Here is a 23,746-nt window from a genome sequence, read left to right on the forward strand (position 1 = left end):
GCCGCCCAGAGGACGGCCTTTCGCAGAAATCGCATGCACCAAGAAATCAGCGCGAATAGAACTCGACCACGAGGTTCGGTTCCATCTGCACCGGGTACGGCACGTCGTGCAGGCCCGGAACGCGCTGGTAGGTCGCGACCATCTTCTGGTGATCGACCTCGATGTATTCCGGCACGTCGCGCTCGGCGAGCTGCACGGCCTCGAGGATGATCGTCAGCTGCTTGGACTTCTGACGAACCTCGATCACATCGCCCGGCTTGCAGACGTAGGACTGGATGTTCGTGCGCACGCCGTTGACGTTGACATGGCCGTGATTGACGAACTGACGGGCCGCGAAGATCGTCGGCACGAATTTCGCACGATACACGACGGCGTCGAGACGGCTCTCGAGCAGACCGATCAGGTTCTCCGAGGTGTCGCCCTTACGGCGCGCGGCCTCTTCGTAGATCTTGCGGAACTGCTTCTCGGAGACGTCGCCGTAATAGCCCTTGAGCTTCTGCTTGGCGCGCAGCTGCACGCCGAAGTCGGAAACCTTGCCCTTGCGGCGCTGGCCATGCTGGCCCGGGCCGTACTGGCGCCGGTTGACCGGGGACTTGGGACGACCCCAGATGTTCTCGCCCATGCGGCGATCGATTTTGTACTTCGCTGATGCGCGCTTGCTCATCGCATTTCCTTCAACAAAACGAGGCCCCGCGGACAATCCGAGGGCCTTCTGAGGAAACGCGCCCTCCTCTGCCCGCTGTTGCGGACTGACAGGACGACATTGGCACGAGGCGATGCCGTCCACGGGACACGTCAAAAACCGGCTGGAACGGGTCCAACCGGCTGGGCTGTTCCATACGGGGGCGGCCGGAAACTGTCAACCGGGCCGCCCGCCGGATCAGTATTTGGCGATCACCCAGATCGCATGGATGATGCCCGGGATGTAGCCGAACAGCGTCAGGATGATGTTGATCCAGAAGTGCTTGCCGAAGCCGACCTGCATGAACACGCCGACCGGCGGCAGGATGATCGCGAGAATGATGCGGATGATGTCCATGGGGTCTGATCCTCTTGTACGGGTGTCGGTCACTGCAACACCGCTTGTCCCGCCTCGTTCCCCTCAGGCCGTTTTGAAGGGATAGCGCAGCTTGATCTTTGCGCCCGGCGATGCCACCCGTTGCAACCTGCCGATACGGAAGGGCGACGGGATGGGTCGACGGATGAGGGTCTTGCCGCTGGTGCTGGGCGCAGGGGTTCTGCTGAGCGCCTGCGCCACATTGTCGGAAGAGGAGTGCGTGACCAGCGACTGGCGCACCCTCGGCGAATCGGACGGCGCCAATGGCTGGCCGGTCAATTTCGTTGCGCAGCACCAGGCCGCCTGCAGCAAGCACGGCATCGAACCCGACCTGTCCGCCTGGCGCAGCGGCTGGGACGCCGGCATCGCCAGTTTCTGTACGCCGGAGAACGGCGCCCGGATCGGCGCGCGGGGCGGCAGCTACCAGAATTCCTGCCCGCTCGACCTCAAGGCCGGCTTCGAGGAACCCTACCGCGCCCACAAGCGCGTCTATGATGCCGACCGGAGGGTCGACGACCTGCAAGGGCGCATCGACCGGCTGCGCGACGAGATCGACACGCTGGACGACGAGAAGGCGGAGCGCGGCAAGCGGCGCGATCTGCGGCGGCTGCGCGACGATCTTTGGGACGCCGAGGACGATCTGCGCCGGGCCGAAGAGGATCTGCTGCTGGCACGCTTCGCCGAGCGGGCGGCCGGCTAGCTGGCGCCGTCGGCCACTTCGAGGCCGAAGCCACGCACCAGCCGGCGCATCTGGTAGCCGGGTGCGCCGCCGGTGAAATGGGCGCGGTCGAAGCCTTCGGGCAGTTCGCCCGAGCCCGGCTTGCACAGCGAGCGCGCCCGCCGGGCGATCGCCTCGGCCGGGTCGAGCCAGTCCACCGGCCATGGCGCCAGCCGGCGGAAATGGTTGGCGATCAGCGGATAATGGGTGCAGGCGAGAACGACGATGTCGGTCCGCTGGCCGCCGGCCTCGACGAAGCACGGGGCGATCTCCGCCGCCATCGCGTCGTCGAGTTCCTGGCCGCCGCTCGCCTCGCTGTCGAGGAGCGAGCGTTCGGCCAGCCGGGCCAGTTCCGGCGATCCCACCAGCCGCACCTCGCAATGGGTGGCAAAGGCCTCCACGAGATCGCGCGTATAGACGCGGCGCACCGTGCCGGGCGTCGCCAGCACACTGACGAGGCCCGACCGGGTGCGCTCGGTGGCCGGCTTGATGGCCGGCACCGTGCCGACGAAGGGAATGGCGAAGCGGGCGCGCAATTGCGGCAGCACCAGCGTCGAGGCGGTGTTGCAGGCGATGACCGCAAGGCTGGGTTCGTAGGTGTCGATGAGCTCGGCGAAGAGGTCGAGAATGCGCGCCACCAGCGGCTCCTCCTCCCAGTCGCCATAGGGAAAGCCCGCATCGTCGGCTACATAGATGAAGCGCCGGTCGGGCATCGCCGTCCGCAATTCGCGCAGCACGGTCAGTCCGCCAATGCCCGAATCGAAGACGAGGATCGGCGCGTTCACAGGGCCGGCTTTCCGGTCCCGTCCGGCGCCGGATCGGCGTCAGCCGGCGCGTCGTCCCCGGCGTGCCCACGCTCGGCCTTGTCCACCGGCGCGAGGCCGCCCTTGGCAATGACGTAGTCGAAGGAGCGGATGACGCCGCGCATGGTCCGCACTTCCGGCTCGGAGAAGCCGGCCTTGGTCAGCATGGTGCGCAGCTTCTGGGCCAGCGCCTCGCGCTTGTGCTCGGGATAGAAATAGCCGTTGCGGTCGAGCGAGGTCTCCAGATGCTCCAGCAGCCGGTGCAGGTCCTCCTTGCGCGCCGGCGGCACTTCGGGCGCCGAGAATCGCGGCTTGGTGACATCCGCCGAGCCGGCCATGCGCCAGGCATAGCTCATCAGAAGCACGGCCTGGGCGATGTTCAGCGAGGCGAAATCCGGATCGACCGGGAACGTCACGATCTCGTCGGCAAGGCCCACTTCCTCGTTGGACAGGCCGAAGCGCTCGCGGCCGAACAGGATGCCCGCCGACTGGCCGGCGCCGATCCGCGCCCGCAGATTGGCGGCGGCCGTCTCCGGCTCGCGCACCGGCTTGAAGCTGTCGCGGGCCCGCGCCGTCGTCGCATAGACGAAAGTCAGATCGGCCACCGCCGCCTCGACGCTGTCATAGAGCCGGGCGGCCTCGATCACGTGGTCGGCGCGCGACGCCGCGGCCACCGCCCGCTCGTTCGGCCAGCCGTCGCGCGGGCTGACGAGGCGCAGGTCGGACAGGCCGAAATTGGCCATCGCCCGCGCCACCATGCCGATATTCTCACCGAGCTGGGGCTCCACGAGCACGATGGCAGGCCCGGCCTCGGGCATCTTGTTGGGCGACTGGTTCTCGGGCACGCTGGCGACATCCTCTGTTCGGCTCGCTGATACCGCGCCACGCCCGCCACGCCAAGCGGGGCGCAAGAGCATCCCCAGCCGCGCTGGTTCAAGGCGTCGCGCCGTCTACCCCTTCCCAGGCGATGCGGCGCAGCGGATCGGGATCGGCCTCGACCCGGTCGCGGCGGGCCGACAGGACCAGCGTCTCGCGGGTCTCGGTCCGGTAGGTCGGCCAGTCGTCGCCGGGCGGGCCGCCATTGACGAAGGCCATCCAGCGATCGCGCATCCGTCCCGCCAGTTGCTGGCGCGCGGGATCCGGCAGGACGCCGAGATAGACGCTGCGGAACGGCTTCAGGAAATCCTCGAACAGCAGCGGCAGGTCGACCGAATGGGTCGCTCCGAGCCGCGACAGGAGCCCCTTCGCCTCCCAGTCCAGCCGGTACATGTAGGTGGGCGCGCGCTGCGACTGGCTGTCGGCTATGTGGATCGCCGCCATGCGGAAGAGGAGATCCGTGCCGAAGGCGATGCGCCCGGCCCGGCCCGCGGGATAGAGCGCGGCGATCCTCTCGGCCGCCGCCTCCCCCGCGGTCTCGGCCACCCACCGGGCCAGGGACGGCTTGTCGCTGTCGATCTTGAAGATCGGCAACTCGCTGAAGAAGGAGAACTCGTCGCGATTGGTGCCGATCAGGAGCGGCACCGGCTTCATGGCGCGGTAGAGCGCGGGCAGCGGGCCGTCCGGCAGTTCGCCGCAATCGAAATGCGGCCGCGAGGGGATGCCGGGAAATTCCGCCGTGACCTTGCGGGCCGCGAGACCGAAGGCCCGGGGCGCCAGCCGGAACAGACGCTCGCGATCGGCCTCTGCGCCGAGGACTGCCAGCGTGCGCTCGCCGATCTCCATCGCCTGCTGGCGCGGATAGAACAGATTGAGCCCGCCCGACTGCATGATCGCCCGCGAGAACAGCCCATGCGATCCCGGCGCTGCCATGTGAAAGGCGACGGAGGCCGCCCCGGCGGATTCGCCGGCGATCGTCACCCGTTCCGGATCGCCGCCGAAGGCCGCGATGTTGTCGCGCACCCAGGCGAGCGCCAGCCGCTGGTCGAGCAGCCCGGCATTGGCGGCAAAGCGCGCGTCGCCGGGAAACAGTTCGGCAAAGCCGTTGAAGCCGAAGACGCCGAGCCGGTAGTTCAGCGTCACCACCACGGCATCGCCGCGGCGGGCGAGATCGGCGCCGGGATATTGCGATCCCGAGCCGATGATGAAGCCGCCGCCATGGATGAAGACGAGGACCGGCCGCGACCCGCGCGTGTCCGGCGTCCAGACATGCAGGTTCAGGCAGTCCTCGCTGAAGGTCCGCTTCAGCCCGGCAAAGGTGGCGAAGGGTTCGGCCAGAGCGCGGCGCTGGGGCGCTGCCGGCCCGTAGGCATCGGCGTCGAAGGTCCCCCGAAACGGCGCGGCGGGCCTCGGCGCGGCAAAGCGCAGGCGTCCGACCGGCGGCACGGCATAGGGAATGCCGAGAAAGCAAGCGATGCCGCCGATGCGGTTGCCCCGAACCCGGCCGCAGGGCGCCTCCGCCACCACCGATGCTGTCATGCGCGAACTCCTGTGCGGTTGGTGGCGAGTCGCACCGGCCCACCGGCGGCGAGCGGCGCCGCCCATGCTTTGCGTCCACCGATACGGGTGTTATAGGGCGCCGTGAGTTTCGGGCGTGGCACCGCGTCCTGCATTCATGCGGCCGCTCAGGGCCGCGTTTTCATTGCTTCAGGGGGAAGACAGAGATGGCGAAGATCAAGGTCGACAATCCGGTCGTGGAACTCGATGGCGACGAGATGACCCGGATCATCTGGCAGTTCATCAAGGACAAGCTGATCCATCCCTATCTCGACATCGACCTTGAATATTACGACCTCGGCATGGAGAACCGCGACGCCACCGACGACCAGGTGACGGTGGATGCGGCCAACGCCATCAAGAAGCACGGCGTCGGCGTCAAATGTGCGACGATCACCCCGGACGAGGACCGCGTCGCCGAATTCGGCCTGAAGAAGATGTGGCGTTCGCCCAACGGCACGATCCGCAACATCCTCGGCGGCGTCATCTTCCGCGAGCCGATCATCGCCAAGAACGTGCCGCGCCTGGTGCCCGGCTGGACCCAGCCGGTGATCGTCGGCCGCCATGCCTATGGCGACCAGTACCGCGCCACCGACTTCAAGTTCCCCGGCAAGGGCAAGCTGTCGATCAAGTTCGTCGGCGAAGACGGCGAGACCATCGAGCACGAGGTGTTCGACGCCCCGGCCGCCGGCATCGCCATGGCCATGTACAATCTCGACGAGTCGATCCGCGACTTCGCCCGCGCCTCGCTGAACTACGGCCTGCAGCGCGGCTACCCGGTCTATCTGTCGACCAAGAACACCATCCTCAAGGTCTATGACGGCCGCTTCAAGGACATCTTCCAGGAGGTGTACGAGGCCGAGTTCGAGGACAAGTTCAAGGCCGCCAAGATCACCTACGAGCACCGCCTGATCGACGACATGGTGGCCTCCAACCTGAAATGGTCGGGCGGCTATGTCTGGGCCTGCAAGAACTACGACGGCGACGTGCAGTCCGACACCGTGGCCCAGGGCTTCGGCTCGCTCGGCCTGATGACCTCGGTGCTGATGACGCCGGACGGCAAGACCGTGGAAGCGGAAGCCGCCCACGGCACCGTCACCCGCCACTACCGCCAGCATGAGCGCGGCGAGCAGACCTCGACCAACTCGATCGCCTCGATCTTCGCCTGGACCCGTGGCCTCGCCCACCGCGCCAAGCTCGACGACAACGCAGCCCTTGCCGAGTTCGCCTCGACGCTGGAGAAGGTCTGCGTGTCGACCGTGGAGAGCGGCCACATGACCAAGGACCTGGCGCTGCTGATCGGCCCGGACCAGCCGTGGCTGTCGACCACCGGCTTCCTCGACAAGGTCGACGAGAACCTGCAGAAGGCCATGGCCTGATCGCCAGCCCGACAGCTGAATGACGAAACGCCCGGCCTCACCGCCGGGCGTTTTCGTATGTGGAGACGAGACGGCGGCGTCTCTGGCAGGGCGCAGTGTCAGTCGGGCGCGCCTGCACGATTGCGGCACTGCGGACCGGCGCGGGCCGAGTGGCACAAACGTAAAAGGGGCGCCCGCGGCGCCCCTTGATCCTCGATAAGCGTGTGCGGTCGGCCTCAGCCCCCCGCGGCCTCGATCGCCGCTTCGACCGCGGCGACGGCCGCATCGGCCTTGTCCGCGTCGGGACCGCCGGCCTGCGCCATGTCGGGCCGGCCACCGCCGCCCTTGCCGCCGATCGCGACGCTCGCCTCACGCACCAGCGCCACCGCATCGAAACGGTCGGTCAGGTCCGCCGTGACGCCGACGACGACGCTGGCCTTGCCGGCATCGACGCTGACAAAGGCGACGACGCCCGAGCCCAGCTGGGTCTTGGCCTCGTCCACCAGGCCCTTCAGATCCTTGCCGGCAACGCCGTTGAGCACACGGCCCAGGAAGCCGACCCCGGCCACGACCTTCGATGCCGAACCGCCCTCGCCGCTCGCGCCATCGCCGGCCAGCGCCAGCCGCTTGCGGGCTTCCGCCAGTTCGCGCTCGAGCCGGCGGCGCTCTTCGACAACCGCTTCCAGGCGCGCCGGCGCATCGGCCGGCGAGACCTTGAGGATCGACGCCATCTGCCGGACGCGGGCATCCTGCGCGAGGAGATGATCCCGCGCCGCCTGGCCGGTCAGCGCCTCGACGCGGCGCACGCCGGCCCCGACCGCGCTCTCGCCCAGGATATGGACGAGGCCGATGTCGCCGGTGGCGTTCACATGGGTGCCGCCGCACAGTTCGATGGAGAAGGTCTTGCCGGCCTTCTCGCCTTCCTCGCCCGTGCCCATGGACACGACCCGGACCTCGTCGCCGTATTTCTCGCCGAACAGCGCCATGGCGCCCGATGCGATCGCGTCGTCCACCGCCATCAGCCGCGTCTCGACCGGGGCGTTCTGCAGGACGATGCCGTTGGCCAGCCGCTCGACCTCGGCGAGTTCGGCGGCATCGATGGGCTTGGGATGGGAAAAGTCGAAGCGCAGCCGTTCCGGCGCGACCATCGAGCCCTTCTGCGCGACATGGCTGCCAAGGATCTCGCGCAGGCCCTCATGCAGGAGATGCGTCGCCGAATGGTTGGCGCGGATCTTGGTGCGCCGGCCATGATCGACGATCAGGTCCAGCGGCATGCCCGGCTTCACCGTGCCCGACTTCACCTTGCCGCGATGGACGAACAGCCCCTCGGCGAATTTCTGCGTGTCGGCGATGACGATCTCGACGCCGTCGCCGCGCATGATGCCGGTGTCGCCAAGCTGGCCGCCCGATTCGCCGTAGAAGGGCGTCTGGTTGAGGACGATGGCCACCTCGTCGCCGGCACCCGCTGCGGGGACCTCGGCGCCGTTGCGCACCACCGCCATGACAGAGCCCTCGGCCCGCTCGGTGTCGTAGCCGAGGAACTCCGTCGCGCCGACGCGCTCGCGGATCGGGAACCAGATCGTCTCGGACGCGGCTTCACCGGAACCTGTCCAGCTCTTGCGCGCCTCGGCCTTCTGCCGCTCCATGGCGGTGTTGAAGGCGTCGAGATCGACCTCGATGCCGCGCTGGCGCAGCGCGTCCTGGGTCAGATCCAGCGGAAAGCCGTAGGTGTCGTAGAGCTTGAAGGCGGTCTCGCCGGACAGCTTGGCGCCGGCATCCATGCCCTCTGTCGCGTCGGTGAGCAGCGACAGGCCGCGGTCGAGCGTCTGCAGGAAGCGCCGCTCCTCCAGCTTCAGCGTCTCGGAGATCAGCGCTTCGGCGCGCACCAGTTCGGGATAGGCGCGGCCCATCTCGGCGACCAGCGTCGGCAGCATCTTGTAGAGCACCGGCTCGCGCGCCCCGAGCATCTTGGCGTGGCGCATGGCCCGCCGCATGATGCGGCGCAGGACATAGCCGCGGCCCTCGTTCGACGGCAGCACGCCGTCGGCGATCAGGAAGGCGGTCGAACGCAGGTGGTCTGCGATGACACGGTGGCTGGCGACGCTGTCACCCTCGGCGCGCGAGCCGATGGTCGCCTCGACGCTGGCGATCAGCGCCTTGAACAGGTCGATGTCGTAATTGTCGTGGACGCCCTGCAGGATCGCCGCGAAGCGCTCCAGCCCCATGCCGGTGTCGATCGACGGGCGCGGCAGCTCGACGCGATTGTCGGCGCTGAGCTGCTCGAACTGCATGAAGACGAGATTCCAGATCTCGATGAAGCGGTCACCATCCTCGTCCGGGCTGCCCGGAGGGCCACCGGGGATGCCCTCGCCATGGTCGAAGAAGATTTCCGAGCACGGGCCGCACGGGCCGGTCTCGCCCATCGCCCAGAAATTGTCGGAGGTCGAGATGCGGATGATGCGGTCGTCGGACAGGCCGGCGATCTTGCGCCACAACGCCGCCGCTTCCTCGTCCTCGGAATAGACGGTGACCAGGAGCCGGTCGGCCGGCAGCGCGAATTCCTTGGTGATCAGGTTCCAGGCGAGTTCGATCGCCCGGTCCTTGAAGTAGTCGCCGAAGGAGAAATTCCCCAGCATCTCGAAGAAGGTGTGGTGCCGCGCGGTGTAGCCGACATTGTCGAGATCGTTGTGCTTGCCGCCGGCGCGCACGCATTTCTGCGAGGTCGCAGCGCGCTGGTAGGGCCGCGTCTCGACGCCGGTGAAGACGTTCTTGAACTGCACCATGCCCGCATTGGTGAACATCAATGTCGGGTCGTTGCGCGGCACGAGCGGCGACGAGGCCACCCGCTCGTGATCGTTCTTCGCGAAATAGTCGAGGAACGCGGACCGGATTTCGTTGACGCCACTCATGAATGCGACCTTCGGAATACCTGCGGGAAGAGCCCGTCGCCGCGGCGCGCACGCCGTCAGCCTCGGGCAAAGGCGCGTTGTACAGAGGCCCGCTCCGCCTGTCCATCAGACCCCCCAACGCGAAACGGCCCACCCGGAAGGGCAGGCCGTCGCGCATGTCGTGCTGCCGTTGCCGATCAGGCGTCGGAATCGTCGCCCGGGCCGGTGTCGTCCAGAAGCTGCTCGGCGAGAAGACCGGCATTCTGGCGGATCAGCGTCTCGATCTCGTCGGCGACGGCCGGATTGTCGCGCAGGAACGACTTGGCGTTCTCGCGTCCCTGCCCCAGCCGCTGGCTGTTGTAGGAGAACCACGCGCCCGACTTCTCGACGATGCCGGACTTCACGCCCAGATCGACCAGCTCGCCGGTCTTGGAGACGCCCTCGCCATACATGATGTCGAACTCGACCTGCTTGAACGGCGGCGCCAGCTTGTTCTTGACCACCTTGACCTTGGTCTGGTTGCCGGTGACCTCGTCGCGGTCCTTGATCGCGCCGATGCGGCGGATGTCGAGACGGACCGAGGCGTAGAACTTCAGCGCGTTGCCGCCCGTCGTCGTCTCGGGCGAGCCGAACATGACGCCGATCTTCATGCGGATCTGGTTGATGAAGATGACCATGCACTTGGAGCGCGAGATCGAACCGGTGAGCTTGCGCAGCGCCTGGCTCATCAGCCGGGCCTGCATGCCGGGCAGCGAATCGCCCATCTCGCCCTCGATCTCGGCGCGCGGCGTCAGCGCGGCGACCGAATCGACCACCAGCACGTCGATCGCGCCCGAGCGCACCAGCGTGTCGGTGATCTCCAGCGCCTGCTCGCCGGTGTCCGGCTGCGAGATCAGGAGGTTCTCCAGATCGACGCCCAGCTTGCGGGCATAGACCGGGTCGAGCGCGTGCTCGGCATCCACGAAGGCGCAGACGCCGCCCTTCTTCTGGGCTTCGGCAATGGTGTGCAGTGCCAGCGTCGTCTTGCCCGAGCTTTCCGGACCATAGACCTCGACGACGCGGCCCTTCGGCAGGCCGCCAATGCCGAGCGCGATGTCGAGGCCCAGCGAGCCGGTGGAAACGGTCTCGATCTCGACGATCTTTTCGTTCTCGCCGAGCCGCATGATAGAGCCCTTGCCGAAGGCTCTCTCGATCTGCGACAGCGCGGCGTCGAGCGCCTTGTTCTTGTCCAACGAATTATCCTCGACAAGCCTGAGTGAATTCTGTGCCATGAGAGACGAGACCTTATTCCACGCGTTGGACGGGGGTGCAATGACGAGCCGCACCATCACCATGTACTCTTTTTGTTCCCGTTCCGCAAGCCCGCGATCCCGGTTTGTTCCGTTTCCGCGCGCTGCGGCGAATCGCTTCGAGGCGATGGATTTCTGAAGTTTTGATGAAGAGCCCGCCCATGACCGCCCCCCTGATCTATGCCGCCGGTGCGGCCCATATCGACCGGCGCGCGATCTCGGACGCGCCCTTCATCCCGCATGCCTCCAATCCCGGGCGGCTGGTGGATTGTCCCGGCGGCGCGGCCTTCAACGCGGTTCAGGCCATGGTCCAGGCCGGAGCGACGATCAGCCTGCACAGCGCCCGCGGCGGCGATCCGGACGGGCGCCGCGTCACCGACGCGATCCGCGCCCTCGGCGTCACCGACCTGTCGGTCACCTGGCTCGACCGCATGACGCCCACCTACACCGCCGTTCTCGACGACAAGGGCGAACTCGTCGCCGGCATCGCCGACATGGCGCTCTACGACCTCCTGGTGCCGCGGCTGTTCACCAAGAGCGCCGTGCGCGCCGCGATCGGCAAGGCCGACGGCGTCCTCGTCGATGCCAACCTGCCGTCCGACGCGATCGCGACGATCACCCGGGAGGCGGCGGGCAAGCCGGTCGGCGCGATCGGCGTCTCGCCGGCCAAGATCGGCCGCCTGCAGGAATCGCTCGCCAACATCTCGGCGCTGTTCCTCTCCTATGCCGAGGCCGCCAGCCTCGTCGAGGCGACGACGGGCACCAGCCCGCAGCTCATCGCCGAACTGCTGGGCGAGCTCGGCGTCCATCGCGCCGTGGTGACCGATGGTCCGCGCGAGGTGATGATCATCGACGGCGAGACCGTCCTCCTGCAGCAGCCGCCCACCGTCGTTCCGAAGGACATCACCGGCGCCGGCGACAATCTGGCCGGCACCGCCTTTGCGGCTTTGTGCGCCGGCACGCCCTGGCTCGACGCCGTGCGCGCCGGCATCGTCGCCGCCTCGTTGCGGATTTCGTCCGATCCGTTATCCCCGGACGCATTGTCGCGGAGGATCGCCGAGGGCGTCGCCGCGCTGCATGATCCCCGCGCACCGGAGCCTGCGTCTTGACCTCTGCCCTGCCCTATACGGCCTCCGCCGAAATCGCCGACGCGCTTGCTTCGAAGGCGCCGATCGTCGCGCTGGAATCGACCATTATCACCCATGGCATGCCCTATCCGCGCAATCTCGCCATGGCCGAGCGGGTCGAGGCGATCGTCCGCGAGGAAGGGGCTGTGCCGGCGACCATCGCCGTCCTCGACGGCCGGCTGCGGATCGGGCTCGAGCCCGCCGAGCTCACGGCCCTTGCCACCGCGAAAGACGTTCTGAAGGTGTCGCGCGCCGACCTCGCCTATGCCCTGGCCACCGGCCGCACCGGCGCGACCACGGTCGCCGCCACGATGATCGCCAGTGCGCTCGCCGGCATCGGCGTCTTCGCCACGGGCGGAATCGGCGGCGTCCATCGCGGCGCTGAGACCAGCTTCGACATCTCCGCCGATCTCGAAGAGCTGGCGCGCACGCCGGTCATCGTCGTCTGCGCCGGCGCCAAGGCGATTCTCGATCTGCAGAAGACGCTGGAAGTGCTGGAAACCAAAGGCGTTCCGGTGGTCGGCTACGGCACCGACGATCTGCCGGCCTTCTGGTCGCGCAGCTCGGGCCTGCCGGTCCCGCTGCGCCTCGACAGTGCCGCCGAAATCGCCGGCTTCCAGGCTGCCCGCGACAGTCTCGGCATCGATGGCGGCATGCTGGTGACCAACCCGCTCGACGCAGCCTTGGCGATCGATCGCGGCGAGGTCGACGGCTGGATCGCCCAGGCGCTTGTCGATGCCGAGGCGGAGGGGATCACCGGCAAGGCCGTGACGCCCTTCCTCCTCGCCCGCATCTTCACCCTCAGCGGCGGTCGCTCGCTGGAGGCCAATATCGCGCTGGTCGAGGCGAATGCCCGGCTTGCGGCCAGGATTGCGGTCGCCCGGCAGGGCTGAGCCGCCGGGGCGGCCGGAAACCTATTCGTCGAGCATGTTCTTGACCGCCACGGCCAGCTCGCGCAGCGAGAACGGCTTGGCGAGGAAGCCGAACTTCTCGCCCTCGGGCAGGTTCTTGGCAAAGGCATCCTCGGCATAGCCGGAGACGAAGATGAACTTCAGCTCCGGCCGCGTCTTGCGCATCTCGCGCAGCAGCGTCGGGCCGTCCATCTCGGGCATCACCACGTCGGAAACGACGAGCTCGATCTGGCCGTCGAGTTCTTCCATCACCTCCAGCGCCTCGATGCCGGACGCTGCCTCGTGGACGTCGTAGCCGCGCATCTTCAGCGCGCGCACATTGCCGGCCCGCACATGGTCCTCGTCCTCGACGAGCAGGATCGAGGCGGTGCCCGACAGGTCGACCTTGGCGTTGACCGGCGCGGCCACCGCATCGCTCTTGGCCGCCGTGACCTGCGCCGGGATATGGCGCGGCAGGAAGATGCGGAAGGTCGTGCCCTCGCCAGGCTTGGTGTCGACGAAGATGAAGCCGCCCGACTGCTTGACGATGCCGTAGACCATGGAGAGGCCGAGGCCGGTGCCCTTGCCGATGTCCTTGGTGGTGAAGAACGGCTCGAAGATGCGCTCGGCGACCTCGACCGGCATGCCCGTGCCGGTGTCGGAGATCTCGGCGAGCACATAATCGCCCTCGGTCATTTCCGCGTAGCCGAAGGCCGCGGCCTCCGCCGCCTCGACATTGCGGGTCGAGATGGTGATGGTGCCGCCGTCCGGCATCGCGTCGCGGGCGTTCTGCACCAGATTGGTGATCACCTGCTCGAACTGGCCGATATCGGCCATGACCGGCCACAGGTCGCGCGCATGATGGCGCTCCAGCTTGGCATGGTCGCCGCTGACCCGCTTCAGGAGGAGATGCATGTCGGCGACCACGTCGGTCAGGTTCAGCATCTTCGGCCGCATGGTCTGGCGGCGCGAATAGGCCAGCAGCTGGCGCACCAGCGAGGCGGCGCGGTTGGCGCTCTGCTTGATCAGCAGCAGGTCCTGGAACGAGGGATCGCCGGTGCGGTGGTTGAGCAGCAGGAAGTCGACCGAGGCGGTGATGATCGTCAGGACGTTGTTGAAGTCGTGGGCGATGCCGCCGGCCAGATTGCCGATGGCCTGCATCTTCTGGCTCTTGGCGAACTGCTCCTCGAGGGCCCGCTGCTCGGTGATGTCGACGCCGTAGAGGATGACGACTTCTTCGGTGTCCGATCCCGAATTCGGGATCGGGCTGACATAGAAGCGCACGGCGCGGGTCCGCTCGCCCTCGATCTCGGCGTCGATCGGCGGCACGCCCGCCTGCCCTTCCATGGCGGAGCCGAGCGCCTGCTGGAAACCGTCGCGGCCGGCCGCCAGGATACTGGACTCGATCGCCGCGGTGCCGTTCGCCGCCTCGTTGCCGAAGATCTGCCGGAACACCGCATTCGAGCGCACCGCGCGGCCCTGCCGGTCGAGGACGGCGATCGCCATGGGCGAGGAGTTGAAGAAGCGGGTGAAGCGGGCCTCGGCGACCTCCACCGGGCTGGCGGCGTGATTGTCGCCGCTGCGGTTGAGAACCAGCGTGCGCACCGTGCCCGGCGCGGCCACGTCGTCGGCGACCGGCTTGCGCAGGAGGCGCACCGGCAGGCTGCGCCCCGACTTGGTGATCAGGTCGAGGTCGATGGCGGTGGTGTCCAGCGCATCGGCGCCGTCCTGCGGCAGGGTCAGGAGCGGATGCGACGCCTCGGGCACGAATTCCAGGATCGAGCGGCTGAACGGCCGGAACTCGACCAGATCGACGCCGAGCCAATCGGCCAGCGTGGCGTTGAGATAGGCGATCTTCAGATTGCCGTCGGTGGCGAAGAAGCCGGCCGGCGCGCGGTCGAGATAATCGATGGCGTGCTGCAGATCCTGGAACGAACTCTCCTGGTGCTTGCGCTCGGAGGTGATGTCGAGGATCTGCCAGGCGTGCAGCGTGCCGTTCGAGGTGTTCAGCGGGCGCACCGAGGCGCGGTACCAGTGCGGCGTCGGGTCGGTGCTGTCATACAGGCTGCGCGGCAGGCGGAACTCGCGCTGCCCGGTGCGGTTTTCCCGCGCCAGATTGGCCAGATGGTAGATCGCCTCGGACGCTTCGGTCTCGCGCGCCAGAAGCCGCTCCAGCGTCTTCACGCCGGCCGCACTGGTGGCGCCGGTGATCTCGCCATAGGCCTTGTTGGCGTAGATGATCCGGCCCTTGCGATCGAGGATCAGCATGCCGGTGCGGGCGGTGTCGAGAAAATCCTTGGCGATGGAGGCTTCGGCGATCCGGCCGGTGAACTGCACGAAGCCCAGCGCGGTCGCGAAGATCGCCGCAAGACCGGCCATGGCAAGGCCGCCGAAGATGATCAGCAGCGCAATGCCACCATAGGCGTTGCCCAGAAGCGCCAGCAGCGCCGCCAGCACCATCAGCGAGCCGCCCAGCATCAGAAGGCGCCTGACGCCCGAGGCTGCCGTGGCCCTGTCGATCAGCGGCCGGTCTGCAGACCCCGTCGTCGCCCCTCCATCCATCGTGATTCGCTCCTTGTCCGCGCCGCCATGACTATGAATCAAAAGCAGATTCGACGCGAGAGTGCCCCAGGGCGCTTTTATTCGGCCTGTGGCCGCGGAAAATCCCGGCTACGCCTTCGCGCGCGCCGTCCAACGCTTTATGAACGTCCAAGCTGGCGTTGCCCTTGCCCATGGGGTTCATCCCGCGGAAGGTTGCCCCAAATGTGAAATCGGGCGTGCTCCTCCGCCCAGAGTAGAAGGAAGCCCGCCCCATGCCGCAGTGGATCGTCGATCTCGTCGGGGAAGGCCTCGCGCCGATCGTCTGGGTGGCCATCGTCGCCGTCATCGTCTGTGGTCTGGCGATGGCGATGATCGTTCTCGCCAAGAAGGCCTTCGGCGGACGGATCGGCACCCAGTTCAAGGGCCGCGCGCCGCGTCTGGCGGTGATGGACGTCACCCGCATCGACGAAAAGCGCAAGCTGGTGCTGGTGCGCCGCGACGAGATCGAGCACCTGATCCTCATCGGCGGCCAGAACGACGTGCTGCTAGAGGGCAACATCCTGCGGGTGCCGGCCGCCGCGCGTCCGCATGGCGACTGGAACACCTCGCGCTCCGACGAGATCGAGGAGGAGCGCTTCGCCAGGAACCATCGTCACGAGCCGGAGCTGCCCGCCGTCGCCGAACGGGCCCGGGCGCCCGAGCCGCGGATCGACGCCCCGGCCCCGCGCGAGACGAAGCCGACGTCGCCCGAACGCGCAGAAACGCCCTCCGCCGACGCGCCCTCCGCCGGGGCGAACGACCGTCGCTCGCCCCCGCCGGTGGCAACGCCGTCGCCGCTGGCCGCCGCAAGTCTGACCACCGCCGCAAATGGTGCCGCCGCAAATGGTGCCGCCGCGTCCGTTGCGGTCGACAGCCCGTCGCCGGATACCAGGCGTCCCGCGGCCGCCGCCATGCCGGAACCGGTGGCGCCGCCGGCTCCGCCCAGGGCACCCGTTGCGGCGCGCCCGGTGACCCAGCCGCGCTCCACGGCGACGCCGACGGCGACGCGTGCGCCCGACAGCGGCCCTGCGACCGCACAGCAGGACACGGCCGCCGGCCCAGCCCCCGCCAGCCGCGTCGAGCCGCGCTTTGCCGCGGCCAGAAGCCAGCCGGAGCCATCGGCGCCCGATTCCGAGACCGCACGCACGCAATTGCGTGCCCAGATGAACCGCTCGCAATCGCCGGAATTCTCGCGGGTTCAGGACGCGACCGCCCCGGCGATCGCCGTCGAGCCTGCCGATTCCCCGGTGGCGGCGCGCCAGCCCCTGTCGGTTCGCAGCTTTGCGAGCGCCATCCAGCAGCGCAAGGCGCCCGCCGGAATGCCGCCGCCGGCCACGCCAGCCACGCCCGCGCCGACGCCTCGGCCGGCTGCGGCTGCCCCCGCTTCGGCTGCCCCCGCTCCGGCGGCTCCCGCTTCGGCCCCAGGCCGCGGCGCTGCGACCGCCGCCACCGCGTCCGCTGCCTCTGCTGCCCCATCGGTCGCATCGCCGGCCCCCGAGCCGGAAGCGCCGAAGCCCGAGGTAACGCCGGCCGCAAAACCGGAAGCGCCGGCCGCCCCCGCATCTGCGCCCGCCAAGGCACCCGCCATCGAGGCCGAACGCGCCGACCCGAGTCTTGAGGATTTCCTGTCGGCCGAACTCGACACCGATTTCGGTGATGACGACGGCGACGAGGATGTCGCTCCGCCGCGGGGCAATGCCCCGGCTCCCGCGGTCGATGCACCCGTAACGGGCGGGCCGGAGCGCGCGCCTGAATCCCGCGACGTGCCGAAGGTCGATGCCACCTCGCGTTCCTCCGGCGCGTCGACCTGGCCGCAGGCCCCCACGCCGGTCGTCGCCAAGGCAGAGGATGCGAAGCCGTCACCGGCCCCGGCCCCGTCGATCGACGCCCCCAGCCGCGAACCGGCGGCCTCCCCGCGCCCGAAGCCGGAACCGGCGCGGGTGGAACCGGAGACGCGCGCCGACCGCGAGAGCGCGGACGATTCGGCATCGGAGGCGCCCGCGGCGGGCGATCAGGCCCCCGAGCGGCGCCTGACGCTGGAAGAGGAGATGGAGCGCCTGCTGGGCGACTTCAGCTTCGACGCCAAGGGCGAGCGCAAACCCAACTGATGCCGGAGTGCCCGCTTGGCGCCGATCACGCGCAGGCGGGCATTCCGCCACCCTGAGGGGTGGACGGCCGGCACGCGTGAATTGTCGGGATTGGAACGCCGAACCGGAACGGTGCGGCCTGGAACGGGAAAGCTAAACGCTCGAAGGGCGGCCCCGTCAGGGGACGACCGGTCGGCTATTCGTCGCGATAGACCTTCTCGCGGCGCTCGTGCCGCTCCTGCGCTTCCAGCGACATGGTGGCGATCGGGCGGGCGTCGAGCCGTTTCAGGCTGATCGGCTCGCCGGTCTCCTCGCAATAGCCGTAGGTACCGTCCTCGATGCGCTCCAGCGCCGAGTCGATCTTGGCGATCAGCTTGCGCTGGCGATCGCGGGCCCGCAGCTCGATGGCGCGGTCGGTCTCGGAGGAGGCGCGGTCGGCGGCATCGGCCTGATTGCTGTTGTCGCTGGCCAGCCCCAGGAGGGTCTCGCGCGATTCCCGCAGGATCTCCGCTTTCCACGCCAACAGCTTCTTACGGAAGTAGTCCTTCTGACGGTCGTTCATGAACTGCCCGTCTTCGGACAAGGTCGCATCGATATTGAGTAACTGGCTCATCACGCACCTCCGTTTCCGTAATTCGGGCTTATAGCGACGCTTGTCTCCGGGAACAAGTTAACTCCGGCATCCTACATCCAGAATATGAAGACGTTTCTAAGAGACGGATTTCGCAAGGGTTTCCGAGCGCTCTATCCCTCGTCTGGATGACGTGGCGATGACGCGGCGGCGATGAATGCCGTCCTGCGTCGAACCGGCCACCGGTTCCACCCCGAACCGCGCCCCCGACCGACGTGCCGACAGCGGTGGCGAGGCCGCCGATTGCCCGGACCGCATTTATCGGCATAGTCCCTCGCCATGTCCTCCGCCCCGACGTCCCGCCTCTACATTCTCCGCCATGCCCATGCAGGCTGGGCCCGCCCCGGCGAAAGCGACCATGATCGCAGGCTGGACGCTCGCGGCCGCGCCGAATGCGAGCGGTTGGTCGTCTTCCTGCGCCGCGAGGCGTTCGCCTTCGACACCGTGCTCTGCTCGACGGCGGCGCGCACCCGCGAGACCCTCGACCTGATTCGACCGGCCCTGCCGTCCGGTCTTGCCGAAGAGAACCTGTCCTCGCTCTATGGCGGCGAGATCGCGGCCTATTACGAGGCGGTGCGCGGACAGGCGGATGCGACCGCACTTCTCGTCATCGGGCACAATCCGATGATCGAGGAATTCACCCTGTCGCTCGCCGGCAGCGGCGATCGGGCGGCACTCGCCACGGCGAGCCAGGGCTTCCCCACCGGGGGTCTGGCAATCGTGGAATTCGAGGGTCCCCTGTCCCGGATCGCACCGGGCGCCGGCCGGTTGTGCCGCCTGTTCGATCCCGACGAGGCCGGCTGAGCGGCAGGCCGCGGGCCAGCGCGCCTTTCGAGGCGCCCCCGTCGGACCTATATCGGGGCCTGACGACCGACCCGGAGCCCAGAGAGGACCCCCGCCCCGCCCATGACCTCCCTTGCCGACGAAGCCCGGCTCGTCTTCGATACCTTCACCGACCGCACCACCGGCCTGTTCCACCCCACGCTGCGGCTGGGGGTCACCGGCCTGTCGCGCGCCGGCAAGACGGTGTTCATCACCGCGCTCGTCCACAATCTCCTGCATGGCGGGCGGCTGCCGCTGTTCGAGGCGCAGGCGGGCGGCCGCATCCTGCGCTCCTTCCTCGAGGAGCAGCCGGACGATGCCGTGCCGCGCTTCCAGTACGAGGAGCACATCCGCACCATCCTCGAGGACCGGCTCTGGCCGAACTCGACGCGGGCGATTTCCGAGCTGCGCCTGACCATCGAGTATGAATCGGGCTCCGGCTGGGGCCGGATGTTCTCCGGCGGCCGGCTGTCCATCGACATCGTCGACTATCCGGGCGAATGGCTGCTCGACCTGCCGCTCCTGGAAAAGGACTTCGCGACCTTCTCGGCCGAATCGCTGGAGCGCGCGTGGCTGCCCTCGCGCCGCCATCTCGCACGGGAGTATCTCGACCTCGTCGACAGCGTCGATCTGGAGGCGCCGGCCGACGAGACGACGGCGGTGGCGCTCAGCCGTGCCTTCGCCGGCTATCTGCAATCCTGCCGCGCCGACAGCGCCGCCCTCTCGACGCTGCCGCCGGGGCGCTTCCTGATGCCCGGCGACCTTGAAGGCTCGCCGGCCCTCACCTTTGCGCCGCTGCCGGTCGAGCCCGGCCGGACCTATCCCAAGGGGTCGCTCGCAGCCCATCTCGCGCGCCGCTACGAGGCCTACAAGACCGTCGTGGTCAAACCCTTCTTCCGCGATCATTTCGCCCGCCTCGACCGGCAGATCCTGCTGGTCGACGTGATGCAGGCGATCAATGCCGGCCCCGAGGCCGTCCGCGATCTCGAAACCGCCCTCGCCGACATTCTCGGCTGCTTCCGCCCTGGCCGCTCGACCTGGCTCGGCTCCTTCCTGACTAGGCGGATCGACCGCATCCTGGTCGCCGCCACCAAGGCCGACCATCTCCACCGCGACAGCCACCGGCGGCTGGAGGGCATCGTGCGCCGGCTCCTCGACGACGCCATCGCCCGGGCGAAGTTCTCCGGCGCCCGCACCGACGTCCTCGCCCTTGCCGCCGTGCGCGCCACCCGCGAGGCCAGCGTCGAGGATGGCGGCGAGACGCTGCCGGTCATCGTCGGCACGCCGGCCGAGGGCGAGACCATCGGCGAGGAAACCTTCGACGGCCGCACCGAGACGGCGATCTTCCCCGGCGACCTGCCCGCCGACCCGGCCCGGCTGTTCGTCGACGGGGCCGAACCCGACCCGATCCGTTTCGTGCGGTTCAAGCCGCCGCGGCTGGAGCGCGATGCGGCGGGGCTGACCCTGTCGCTGCCGCATATCCGCCTCGACCGCGCCCTGCAGTTCCTCATGGGAGACCGGCTGTCATGACGAGCGACGAGACGCAAGACGGCCCCCGTCCCCGCCGCCGGCCCGGCGCTTTCCGCCTCGACGAGGCCGGGATGCAGCCCGAGCGCGCGCCGGAGGCCGAAGCCGCCACGCCCAGCCGCACGCCGCGGGCCATCGAGAATATCGCGAAGATCCGCCTCGACCCCGAGGACGCCATCGAGCGCGAGGCGATCGCGGTCCTGGACGACGAGCCGGCGGCCCGGCGCAAGCGGCGCTTCTCCTTCGGCAAGCTGTTCCTCGCCGCGCTCGGCCTGCTGATTTCGCTCGGCATCGGCCTCGCCATCGATGCCCTCGTCCGCGACCTCTTCGCCCGCTGGGAGTGGCTGGGCTGGGGCGCCGTGGCGCTCGCCGCACTTCTCGTCGTCGGCGCGCTGGGCGTCGCCTTGCGGGAAGTGATCGGCCTGATGCGGCTGGCCGCCGTCGACCGCGAACGCCAGGCCGGCCGCGCCGCCTATGAAGCCAACTCGACCGAGGACGCCCGCAACGTGGTGCGCGGCCTGTCCACCCTCCTCTCCGGCCGGCCGGAAACCGCCAAGGGCCGCGCGAAGATGGCCGAGTTGAAGGATGAGGTGATCGACGGGGCCGATCTGGTGGCCCTGGCCGAGCGCGAACTGCTCGGGCCGCTCGACATGAAGGCCCGCGCGCTCGTCCTCGCCTCCTCCAAGCGCGTCTCCGTGGTCACCGCCGTCAGCCCCAAGGCGCTGGTCGACGTCGCCTATGTCCTGTTCGAGACGGTCAAGCTGATCCGCCGCATGTCGGAGCTCTATGGCGCCCGGCCCGGCACGCTCGGCCTGATCCGCCTGACCCGCGACGTGGTCGGTCATCTCGCCGTCACCGGCACGATCGGCATCGGCGACGGGCTCGCCCAGCAATTGCTCGGTCACGGCGTTGCCGCCAAACTCTCCGCCCGGCTCGGCGAGGGTGTCGTCAACGGCCTGCTCACCGCCCGCGTCGGCCTTGCCGCCATGGACCTCTGCCGGCCCTTGCCGTTCCTGAGATTGCGCCGCCCGTCGGTCTCCGATGTCCTCGGCGACCTGACCGTCATCGGTGCGACCCGAACGCCGCAGGCGGGATCGACCGAGCCCCGCACGCCTGGTTGAGCGATCCGTCGCAAGGCTGTGTTAACCCTTACGGATCATAAAGGGGGCTAGGAAACAGCCACTTGCGCCGTCAGGAAGGTCCGCTCATGTCCCGCATGCTGAACGCCGGTCTCGCTCTCGCCATCGCGGCCGGTTCGGCCATCGCGACGCCTGCTCTCGCCGATCCCGACAAGGCGTTCTTCCGCCAGGTCGTCGGCCAGTGGTCCGGCCCGGGCGAGATCGTCGCCGGCAAGTACAAGGGCACCAAGTTTGTCTGCGACTTCGCCGGCTCCGAGCATCCCAAGGCCACCGGCGTCGCCCTCGACGGCTCCTGCCGCGTCGGCCTGTTCTCGCAGCCCATGCACGCCGAAGTCCTGCGCTCGGGCACCAGCTATCGCGGCGCCTTCCAGGACGGCGCCAAGGGCAAGGGCCTCGACATCGTCTCCGGCAATGTCGATCGCGACCGCATCATCGTCGGCCTCGACCGCAAGCAGCTCAAGGGCGCCATGGTCGCCCGCCTCGCCGACGCCGAGACGCTGGCGATCACCGTCTCGGTCACCGTCGCCTCCGAGCTCGTGCCGGTCATCGGCATGAATCTGAAGCGCACCGGCGCCACCCGCCAGAGCGCCCTGACCGACTAAGACCCAGCGCAGGACGCGGGCTTCAGCTGCGTGCGCGCAGCCATGCCAGGGCGCCGGGCGCCATTCCCTTGAATTTCGGCGCGTCCTGGAGCGGCGCGACGAGGAGCCAGGCGTCATCGACGAGCTGCCATTTCAGCCGGTGGTAGAGCTTCGAGCGCGTCAGCGCGCTGTCGATGAGATAGATGCCGTCGCCCAGCCTGAAGCCGTCTCCGTGGAGATCGATGTCGGTGCCCTGCCACCGCTCGTCGCAGAGAAAGAGATAGAGCTGGGTCATGCCGGTCCGTCTCGCCTTCGCCTGACATCCTCTCGGACCTGCCCGGTCCGTCCCGTCGATTGACCGCCCGGGTCCGGAACACCCCGCCGTGCTAGCGCCCACGTCCGCTGCGCGGCCCGACGCCGCCGCTCTCAGGCGTCGGCGTGTTCCTCTCGCCACCATTCGCCGTCGGCGCTGGCGGGCTGGATCCCCTCCGGGTCGATCGCCGCGATCCAGTCGGCCACCGTCCGGCCGCCGAAGGCGAGGTCCGGCGCGATATCGGCGAGCGGCACCAGCACGAAGGCCCGCTCGGTCACCCGGGGATGCGGCAATGTCAGCGCGTCGTCCTCATAGGGGCTTGCCGCATAATCCAGGACGTCGAGATCGAGCGTGCGCGGCCCCCAGCGCTCGCGCCGCTCGCGGCCGAAGAGCCGCTCCGTCGCCAGGCACAGTTCCAGGAAATCGCGCGGCGCCAGATCGGTCTCGACCGCCGCGCAGGCGTTGACGAAGTCCGGCTGGTCGGTCTTGCCCCAGGGTGGCGTGCGATAGAGCCGCGAGACCGCGACCACCGCCGTGTCATCGCGCGCATCGAGCCGGCGCAGCGCCGCCGCCATCTTCGCCGCCGGATCGCCGATATTGCCGCCGAGCCCGAGATATGCCCGTGCGCTCACCAGCGTTCGCCCCGCATGGCGCGGAACATGGCGTCGGTCACCCGCAGCGCGTCGCGATTGGCGGCAACGCTGTGGACGCGGAAGATGTCGGCCCCGCGTTCGCGCATCAGGGCGCTGGTCGCGGCCGTGGCGATGTCCGGCTCGGGATCCTCGCGCCCGACTGCGCCCCGCACGAAGCGCTTGCGCGACGTGCCGACGAGCAGCGGATGGCCCAGCGCCTGCAATTCGTCGAGCCGGGTCAGGAGGATCAGGTTCTGCGGTCCGTCCTTGGCAAAGCCGAAGCCGGGATCGACCACGATCGCCTCAGCCGGCACCCCGGCCCCGCGCGCAATGTCCAGCGACCGGTTCAGGAACAGATACTGGTCGGCGATCATGTCCTCGAGCGTCTCGCGCTCGCGGCCATTGTGCATCAGGCAGAGCCCGGCGCCGGTCTCGGCCGCGACCGTGGCGATGCCCGGATCCTTCTGCGCACCCCAGATGTCGTTGACGATATGCGCCCCCGCCTCGACCGCCATGCGGGCCGTCTCCGAGCGATAGGTATCGACCGAGATCACGCAGTCGGAGCACGCCGCCAGCGCCTCGATCACCGGCATGATCCGCCGCTGCTCCTCGGCGGCGTCCACCGGGGTCGCGCCGGGTCGGGTCGATTCGCCGCCGATATCGACGATCGTCGCGCCCGCCTCCACCATCCGAAGCGATTCCGCCACCGCAGCGTCGACGCTGGCATAGCGGCCACCGTCGGAGAAGCTGTCGGGCGTCGCGTTCAGGATGCCCATGATGCAGGCCGGACCGTTGAGGTCGATTGTGCGGCCATGGCCCACGCGCCAGGTTCCGCCGCGCGGTTCGGTCAGCTTCATCGCGTGTCACCTTG

21 protein-coding genes are annotated in these 23,746 nt (G+C 68.7%); 9 read left to right on the plus strand and 12 right to left on the minus strand.

Translation table 11 applies throughout. From position 1 onward, the window contains the following. Positions 1 to 46: 46 nt before the first annotated feature. Both rpsD and H9Q09_RS13800 read right to left on the minus strand, forming a co-directional pair. The gene (rpsD, locus tag H9Q09_RS13795; protein WP_024348603.1) at positions 47 to 664 is read right to left on the minus strand and encodes a 30S ribosomal protein S4; all 618 of its coding nucleotides are present in this window, start codon (positions 662 to 664) and stop codon (positions 47 to 49) included. A gap of 216 nt (positions 665 to 880) precedes the next feature. Further along, positions 881 to 1,039 carry a YqaE/Pmp3 family membrane protein gene (locus H9Q09_RS13800; protein WP_035694391.1) on the minus strand — a complete coding sequence of 53 codons (159 nt, stop codon included), beginning with the start codon at positions 1,037 to 1,039 and terminating at the stop codon, positions 881 to 883. A 163-nt stretch (positions 1,040 to 1,202) separates the two neighbouring features. Between H9Q09_RS13800 and H9Q09_RS13805 the strand changes: the two genes are divergently transcribed. Further along, positions 1,203 to 1,757, plus strand: a complete 555-nt coding sequence (locus H9Q09_RS13805) for a DUF2799 domain-containing protein (protein ID WP_187391512.1) — start codon at positions 1,203 to 1,205, stop codon at positions 1,755 to 1,757. On the opposite strand, the gene murI is transcribed toward H9Q09_RS13805, so the two are convergent. The 3 genes from murI to H9Q09_RS13820 all read right to left on the minus strand — a co-directional run bounded on the left by murI (position 1,754) and on the right by H9Q09_RS13820 (position 4,993). Continuing rightward, the gene (murI, locus tag H9Q09_RS13810) at positions 1,754 to 2,560 is read right to left on the minus strand and encodes a glutamate racemase (protein WP_187391513.1); all 807 of its coding nucleotides are present in this window, start codon (positions 2,558 to 2,560) and stop codon (positions 1,754 to 1,756) included. The genes H9Q09_RS13805 and murI overlap by 4 nt on opposite strands. Then, positions 2,557 to 3,396, minus strand: a complete 840-nt coding sequence (locus H9Q09_RS13815) for an RNA methyltransferase (protein WP_246716151.1) — start codon at positions 3,394 to 3,396, stop codon at positions 2,557 to 2,559. The genes murI and H9Q09_RS13815 overlap by 4 nt, the downstream gene beginning before the upstream one ends. Before the next feature lie 115 nt (positions 3,397 to 3,511). Further along, entirely contained in the window at positions 3,512 to 4,993 is a 1,482-nt protein-coding gene (locus H9Q09_RS13820; protein ID WP_246716145.1) for a carboxylesterase family protein, read from the minus strand. A 185-nt stretch (positions 4,994 to 5,178) separates the two neighbouring features. Between H9Q09_RS13820 and H9Q09_RS13825 the strand changes: the two genes are divergently transcribed. Beyond that, positions 5,179 to 6,390: an NADP-dependent isocitrate dehydrogenase gene (locus H9Q09_RS13825; RefSeq protein ID WP_024348608.1), complete on the plus strand. Its 1,212-nt coding sequence runs from the start codon at positions 5,179 to 5,181 to the stop codon at positions 6,388 to 6,390. Between the two features lie 215 nt (positions 6,391 to 6,605). Here the strand turns inward: H9Q09_RS13825 and alaS are convergent, their stop codons facing one another. Then, positions 6,606 to 9,278, minus strand: a complete 2,673-nt coding sequence (gene alaS, locus H9Q09_RS13830; protein WP_187391516.1) for an alanine--tRNA ligase — start codon at positions 9,276 to 9,278, stop codon at positions 6,606 to 6,608. A gap of 176 nt (positions 9,279 to 9,454) precedes the next feature. Then, positions 9,455 to 10,528: a recombinase RecA gene (gene recA / locus H9Q09_RS13835; RefSeq protein ID WP_009209020.1), complete on the minus strand. Its 1,074-nt coding sequence runs from the start codon at positions 10,526 to 10,528 to the stop codon at positions 9,455 to 9,457. Positions 10,529 to 10,707: 179 nt separating this feature from the next. Between recA and H9Q09_RS13840 the strand changes: the two genes are divergently transcribed. Further along, positions 10,708 to 11,655 (plus strand): PfkB family carbohydrate kinase, encoded by a 948-nt coding sequence (locus H9Q09_RS13840; protein ID WP_187391517.1) that lies wholly within the window; start codon positions 10,708 to 10,710, stop codon positions 11,653 to 11,655. Continuing rightward, positions 11,652 to 12,566: a pseudouridine-5'-phosphate glycosidase gene (locus H9Q09_RS13845; protein WP_187391518.1), complete on the plus strand. Its 915-nt coding sequence runs from the start codon at positions 11,652 to 11,654 to the stop codon at positions 12,564 to 12,566. Before H9Q09_RS13840 ends, H9Q09_RS13845 begins: the two co-directional genes overlap by 4 nt. A gap of 21 nt (positions 12,567 to 12,587) precedes the next feature. Here H9Q09_RS13845 and H9Q09_RS13850 read toward each other — a convergent pair whose 3' ends face one another. Further along, positions 12,588 to 15,125, minus strand: coding sequence for a PAS domain-containing sensor histidine kinase (locus H9Q09_RS13850; protein WP_024348612.1), 2,538 nt, complete (start codon positions 15,123 to 15,125; stop codon positions 12,588 to 12,590). Between the two features lie 251 nt (positions 15,126 to 15,376). On the opposite strand from H9Q09_RS13850, the gene H9Q09_RS22485 reads away from it, so the two are divergent. Then, entirely contained in the window at positions 15,377 to 17,251 is a 1,875-nt protein-coding gene (locus H9Q09_RS22485) for a flagellar biosynthetic protein FliO (protein WP_246716146.1), read from the plus strand. Between the two features lie 175 nt (positions 17,252 to 17,426). On the opposite strand, the gene dksA is transcribed toward H9Q09_RS22485, so the two are convergent. Beyond that, positions 17,427 to 17,843: an RNA polymerase-binding protein DksA gene (gene dksA / locus H9Q09_RS13860; protein ID WP_024348614.1), complete on the minus strand. Its 417-nt coding sequence runs from the start codon at positions 17,841 to 17,843 to the stop codon at positions 17,427 to 17,429. Between the two features lie 297 nt (positions 17,844 to 18,140). Here dksA and H9Q09_RS13865 point away from each other — a divergent pair, with 297 nt between their 5' ends. The 4 genes from H9Q09_RS13865 to H9Q09_RS13880 all read left to right on the plus strand — a co-directional run bounded on the left by H9Q09_RS13865 (position 18,141) and on the right by H9Q09_RS13880 (position 21,951). Beyond that, positions 18,141 to 18,665, plus strand: coding sequence for a histidine phosphatase family protein (locus H9Q09_RS13865; RefSeq protein ID WP_187391519.1), 525 nt, complete (start codon positions 18,141 to 18,143; stop codon positions 18,663 to 18,665). A 102-nt stretch (positions 18,666 to 18,767) separates the two neighbouring features. Continuing rightward, positions 18,768 to 20,213, plus strand: a complete 1,446-nt coding sequence (locus H9Q09_RS13870) for a YcjX family protein (RefSeq protein WP_187391520.1) — start codon at positions 18,768 to 18,770, stop codon at positions 20,211 to 20,213. Beyond that, positions 20,210 to 21,331, plus strand: a complete 1,122-nt coding sequence (locus H9Q09_RS13875) for a TIGR01620 family protein (RefSeq protein ID WP_187391521.1) — start codon at positions 20,210 to 20,212, stop codon at positions 21,329 to 21,331. The genes H9Q09_RS13870 and H9Q09_RS13875 overlap by 4 nt, the downstream gene beginning before the upstream one ends. 86 nt (positions 21,332 to 21,417) lie before the next feature. Then, positions 21,418 to 21,951, plus strand: a complete 534-nt coding sequence (locus H9Q09_RS13880; RefSeq protein ID WP_024348618.1) for a hypothetical protein — start codon at positions 21,418 to 21,420, stop codon at positions 21,949 to 21,951. A gap of 22 nt (positions 21,952 to 21,973) precedes the next feature. Here the strand turns inward: H9Q09_RS13880 and H9Q09_RS13885 are convergent, their stop codons facing one another. The 3 genes from H9Q09_RS13885 to folP form a co-directional block, all read right to left on the minus strand. Next, positions 21,974 to 22,225, minus strand: a complete 252-nt coding sequence (locus H9Q09_RS13885) for a hypothetical protein (RefSeq protein ID WP_187391522.1) — start codon at positions 22,223 to 22,225, stop codon at positions 21,974 to 21,976. A gap of 131 nt (positions 22,226 to 22,356) precedes the next feature. Next, complete coding sequence (gene folK, locus H9Q09_RS13890; RefSeq protein WP_187391523.1) at positions 22,357 to 22,875, minus strand: 2-amino-4-hydroxy-6-hydroxymethyldihydropteridine diphosphokinase; 519 nt, start codon at positions 22,873 to 22,875, stop codon at positions 22,357 to 22,359. Then, positions 22,872 to 23,732 carry a dihydropteroate synthase gene (gene folP / locus H9Q09_RS13895; protein WP_187391524.1) on the minus strand — a complete coding sequence of 287 codons (861 nt, stop codon included), beginning with the start codon at positions 23,730 to 23,732 and terminating at the stop codon, positions 22,872 to 22,874. Before folP ends, folK begins: the two co-directional genes overlap by 4 nt. Between the last annotated feature and the right edge of the window lie 14 nt (positions 23,733 to 23,746).

This window comes from Aurantimonas sp. DM33-3 (assembly GCF_014334315.1).
Classification (GTDB): Bacteria; Pseudomonadota; Alphaproteobacteria; order Rhizobiales; family Rhizobiaceae; genus Aurantimonas; species Aurantimonas coralicida.

Bases quoted from the DNA above. Each gene is read 5' to 3' on its own strand.
- rpsD (WP_024348603.1), bottom strand. From the start codon at position 664: ATGAGCAAGCGCGCATCAGCGAAGTACAAAATCGATCGCCGCATGGGC.
- H9Q09_RS13800 (WP_035694391.1), bottom strand. From the start codon at position 1,039: ATGGACATCATCCGCATCATTCTCGCGATCATCCTGCCGCCGGTCGGC.
- H9Q09_RS13805 (WP_187391512.1), top strand. From the start codon at position 1,203: ATGAGGGTCTTGCCGCTGGTGCTGGGCGCAGGGGTTCTGCTGAGCGCC.
- H9Q09_RS13815 (WP_246716151.1), bottom strand. From the start codon at position 3,396: ATGCCCGAGGCCGGGCCTGCCATCGTGCTCGTGGAGCCCCAGCTCGGT.
- H9Q09_RS13820 (WP_246716145.1), bottom strand. From the start codon at position 4,993: ATGACAGCATCGGTGGTGGCGGAGGCGCCCTGCGGCCGGGTTCGGGGC.
- H9Q09_RS13825 (WP_024348608.1), top strand. From the start codon at position 5,179: ATGGCGAAGATCAAGGTCGACAATCCGGTCGTGGAACTCGATGGCGAC.
- alaS (WP_187391516.1), bottom strand. From the start codon at position 9,278: ATGAGTGGCGTCAACGAAATCCGGTCCGCGTTCCTCGACTATTTCGCG.
- recA (WP_009209020.1), bottom strand. From the start codon at position 10,528: ATGGCACAGAATTCACTCAGGCTTGTCGAGGATAATTCGTTGGACAAG.
- H9Q09_RS13840 (WP_187391517.1), top strand. From the start codon at position 10,708: ATGACCGCCCCCCTGATCTATGCCGCCGGTGCGGCCCATATCGACCGG.
- H9Q09_RS13850 (WP_024348612.1), bottom strand. From the start codon at position 15,125: ATGGATGGAGGGGCGACGACGGGGTCTGCAGACCGGCCGCTGATCGAC.
- H9Q09_RS22485 (WP_246716146.1), top strand. From the start codon at position 15,377: ATGCCGCAGTGGATCGTCGATCTCGTCGGGGAAGGCCTCGCGCCGATC.
- dksA (WP_024348614.1), bottom strand. From the start codon at position 17,843: ATGAGCCAGTTACTCAATATCGATGCGACCTTGTCCGAAGACGGGCAG.
- H9Q09_RS13865 (WP_187391519.1), top strand. From the start codon at position 18,141: ATGTCCTCCGCCCCGACGTCCCGCCTCTACATTCTCCGCCATGCCCAT.
- H9Q09_RS13870 (WP_187391520.1), top strand. From the start codon at position 18,768: ATGACCTCCCTTGCCGACGAAGCCCGGCTCGTCTTCGATACCTTCACC.
- H9Q09_RS13875 (WP_187391521.1), top strand. From the start codon at position 20,210: ATGACGAGCGACGAGACGCAAGACGGCCCCCGTCCCCGCCGCCGGCCC.
- H9Q09_RS13880 (WP_024348618.1), top strand. From the start codon at position 21,418: ATGTCCCGCATGCTGAACGCCGGTCTCGCTCTCGCCATCGCGGCCGGT.
- H9Q09_RS13885 (WP_187391522.1), bottom strand. From the start codon at position 22,225: ATGACCCAGCTCTATCTCTTTCTCTGCGACGAGCGGTGGCAGGGCACC.
- folP (WP_187391524.1), bottom strand. From the start codon at position 23,732: ATGAAGCTGACCGAACCGCGCGGCGGAACCTGGCGCGTGGGCCATGGC.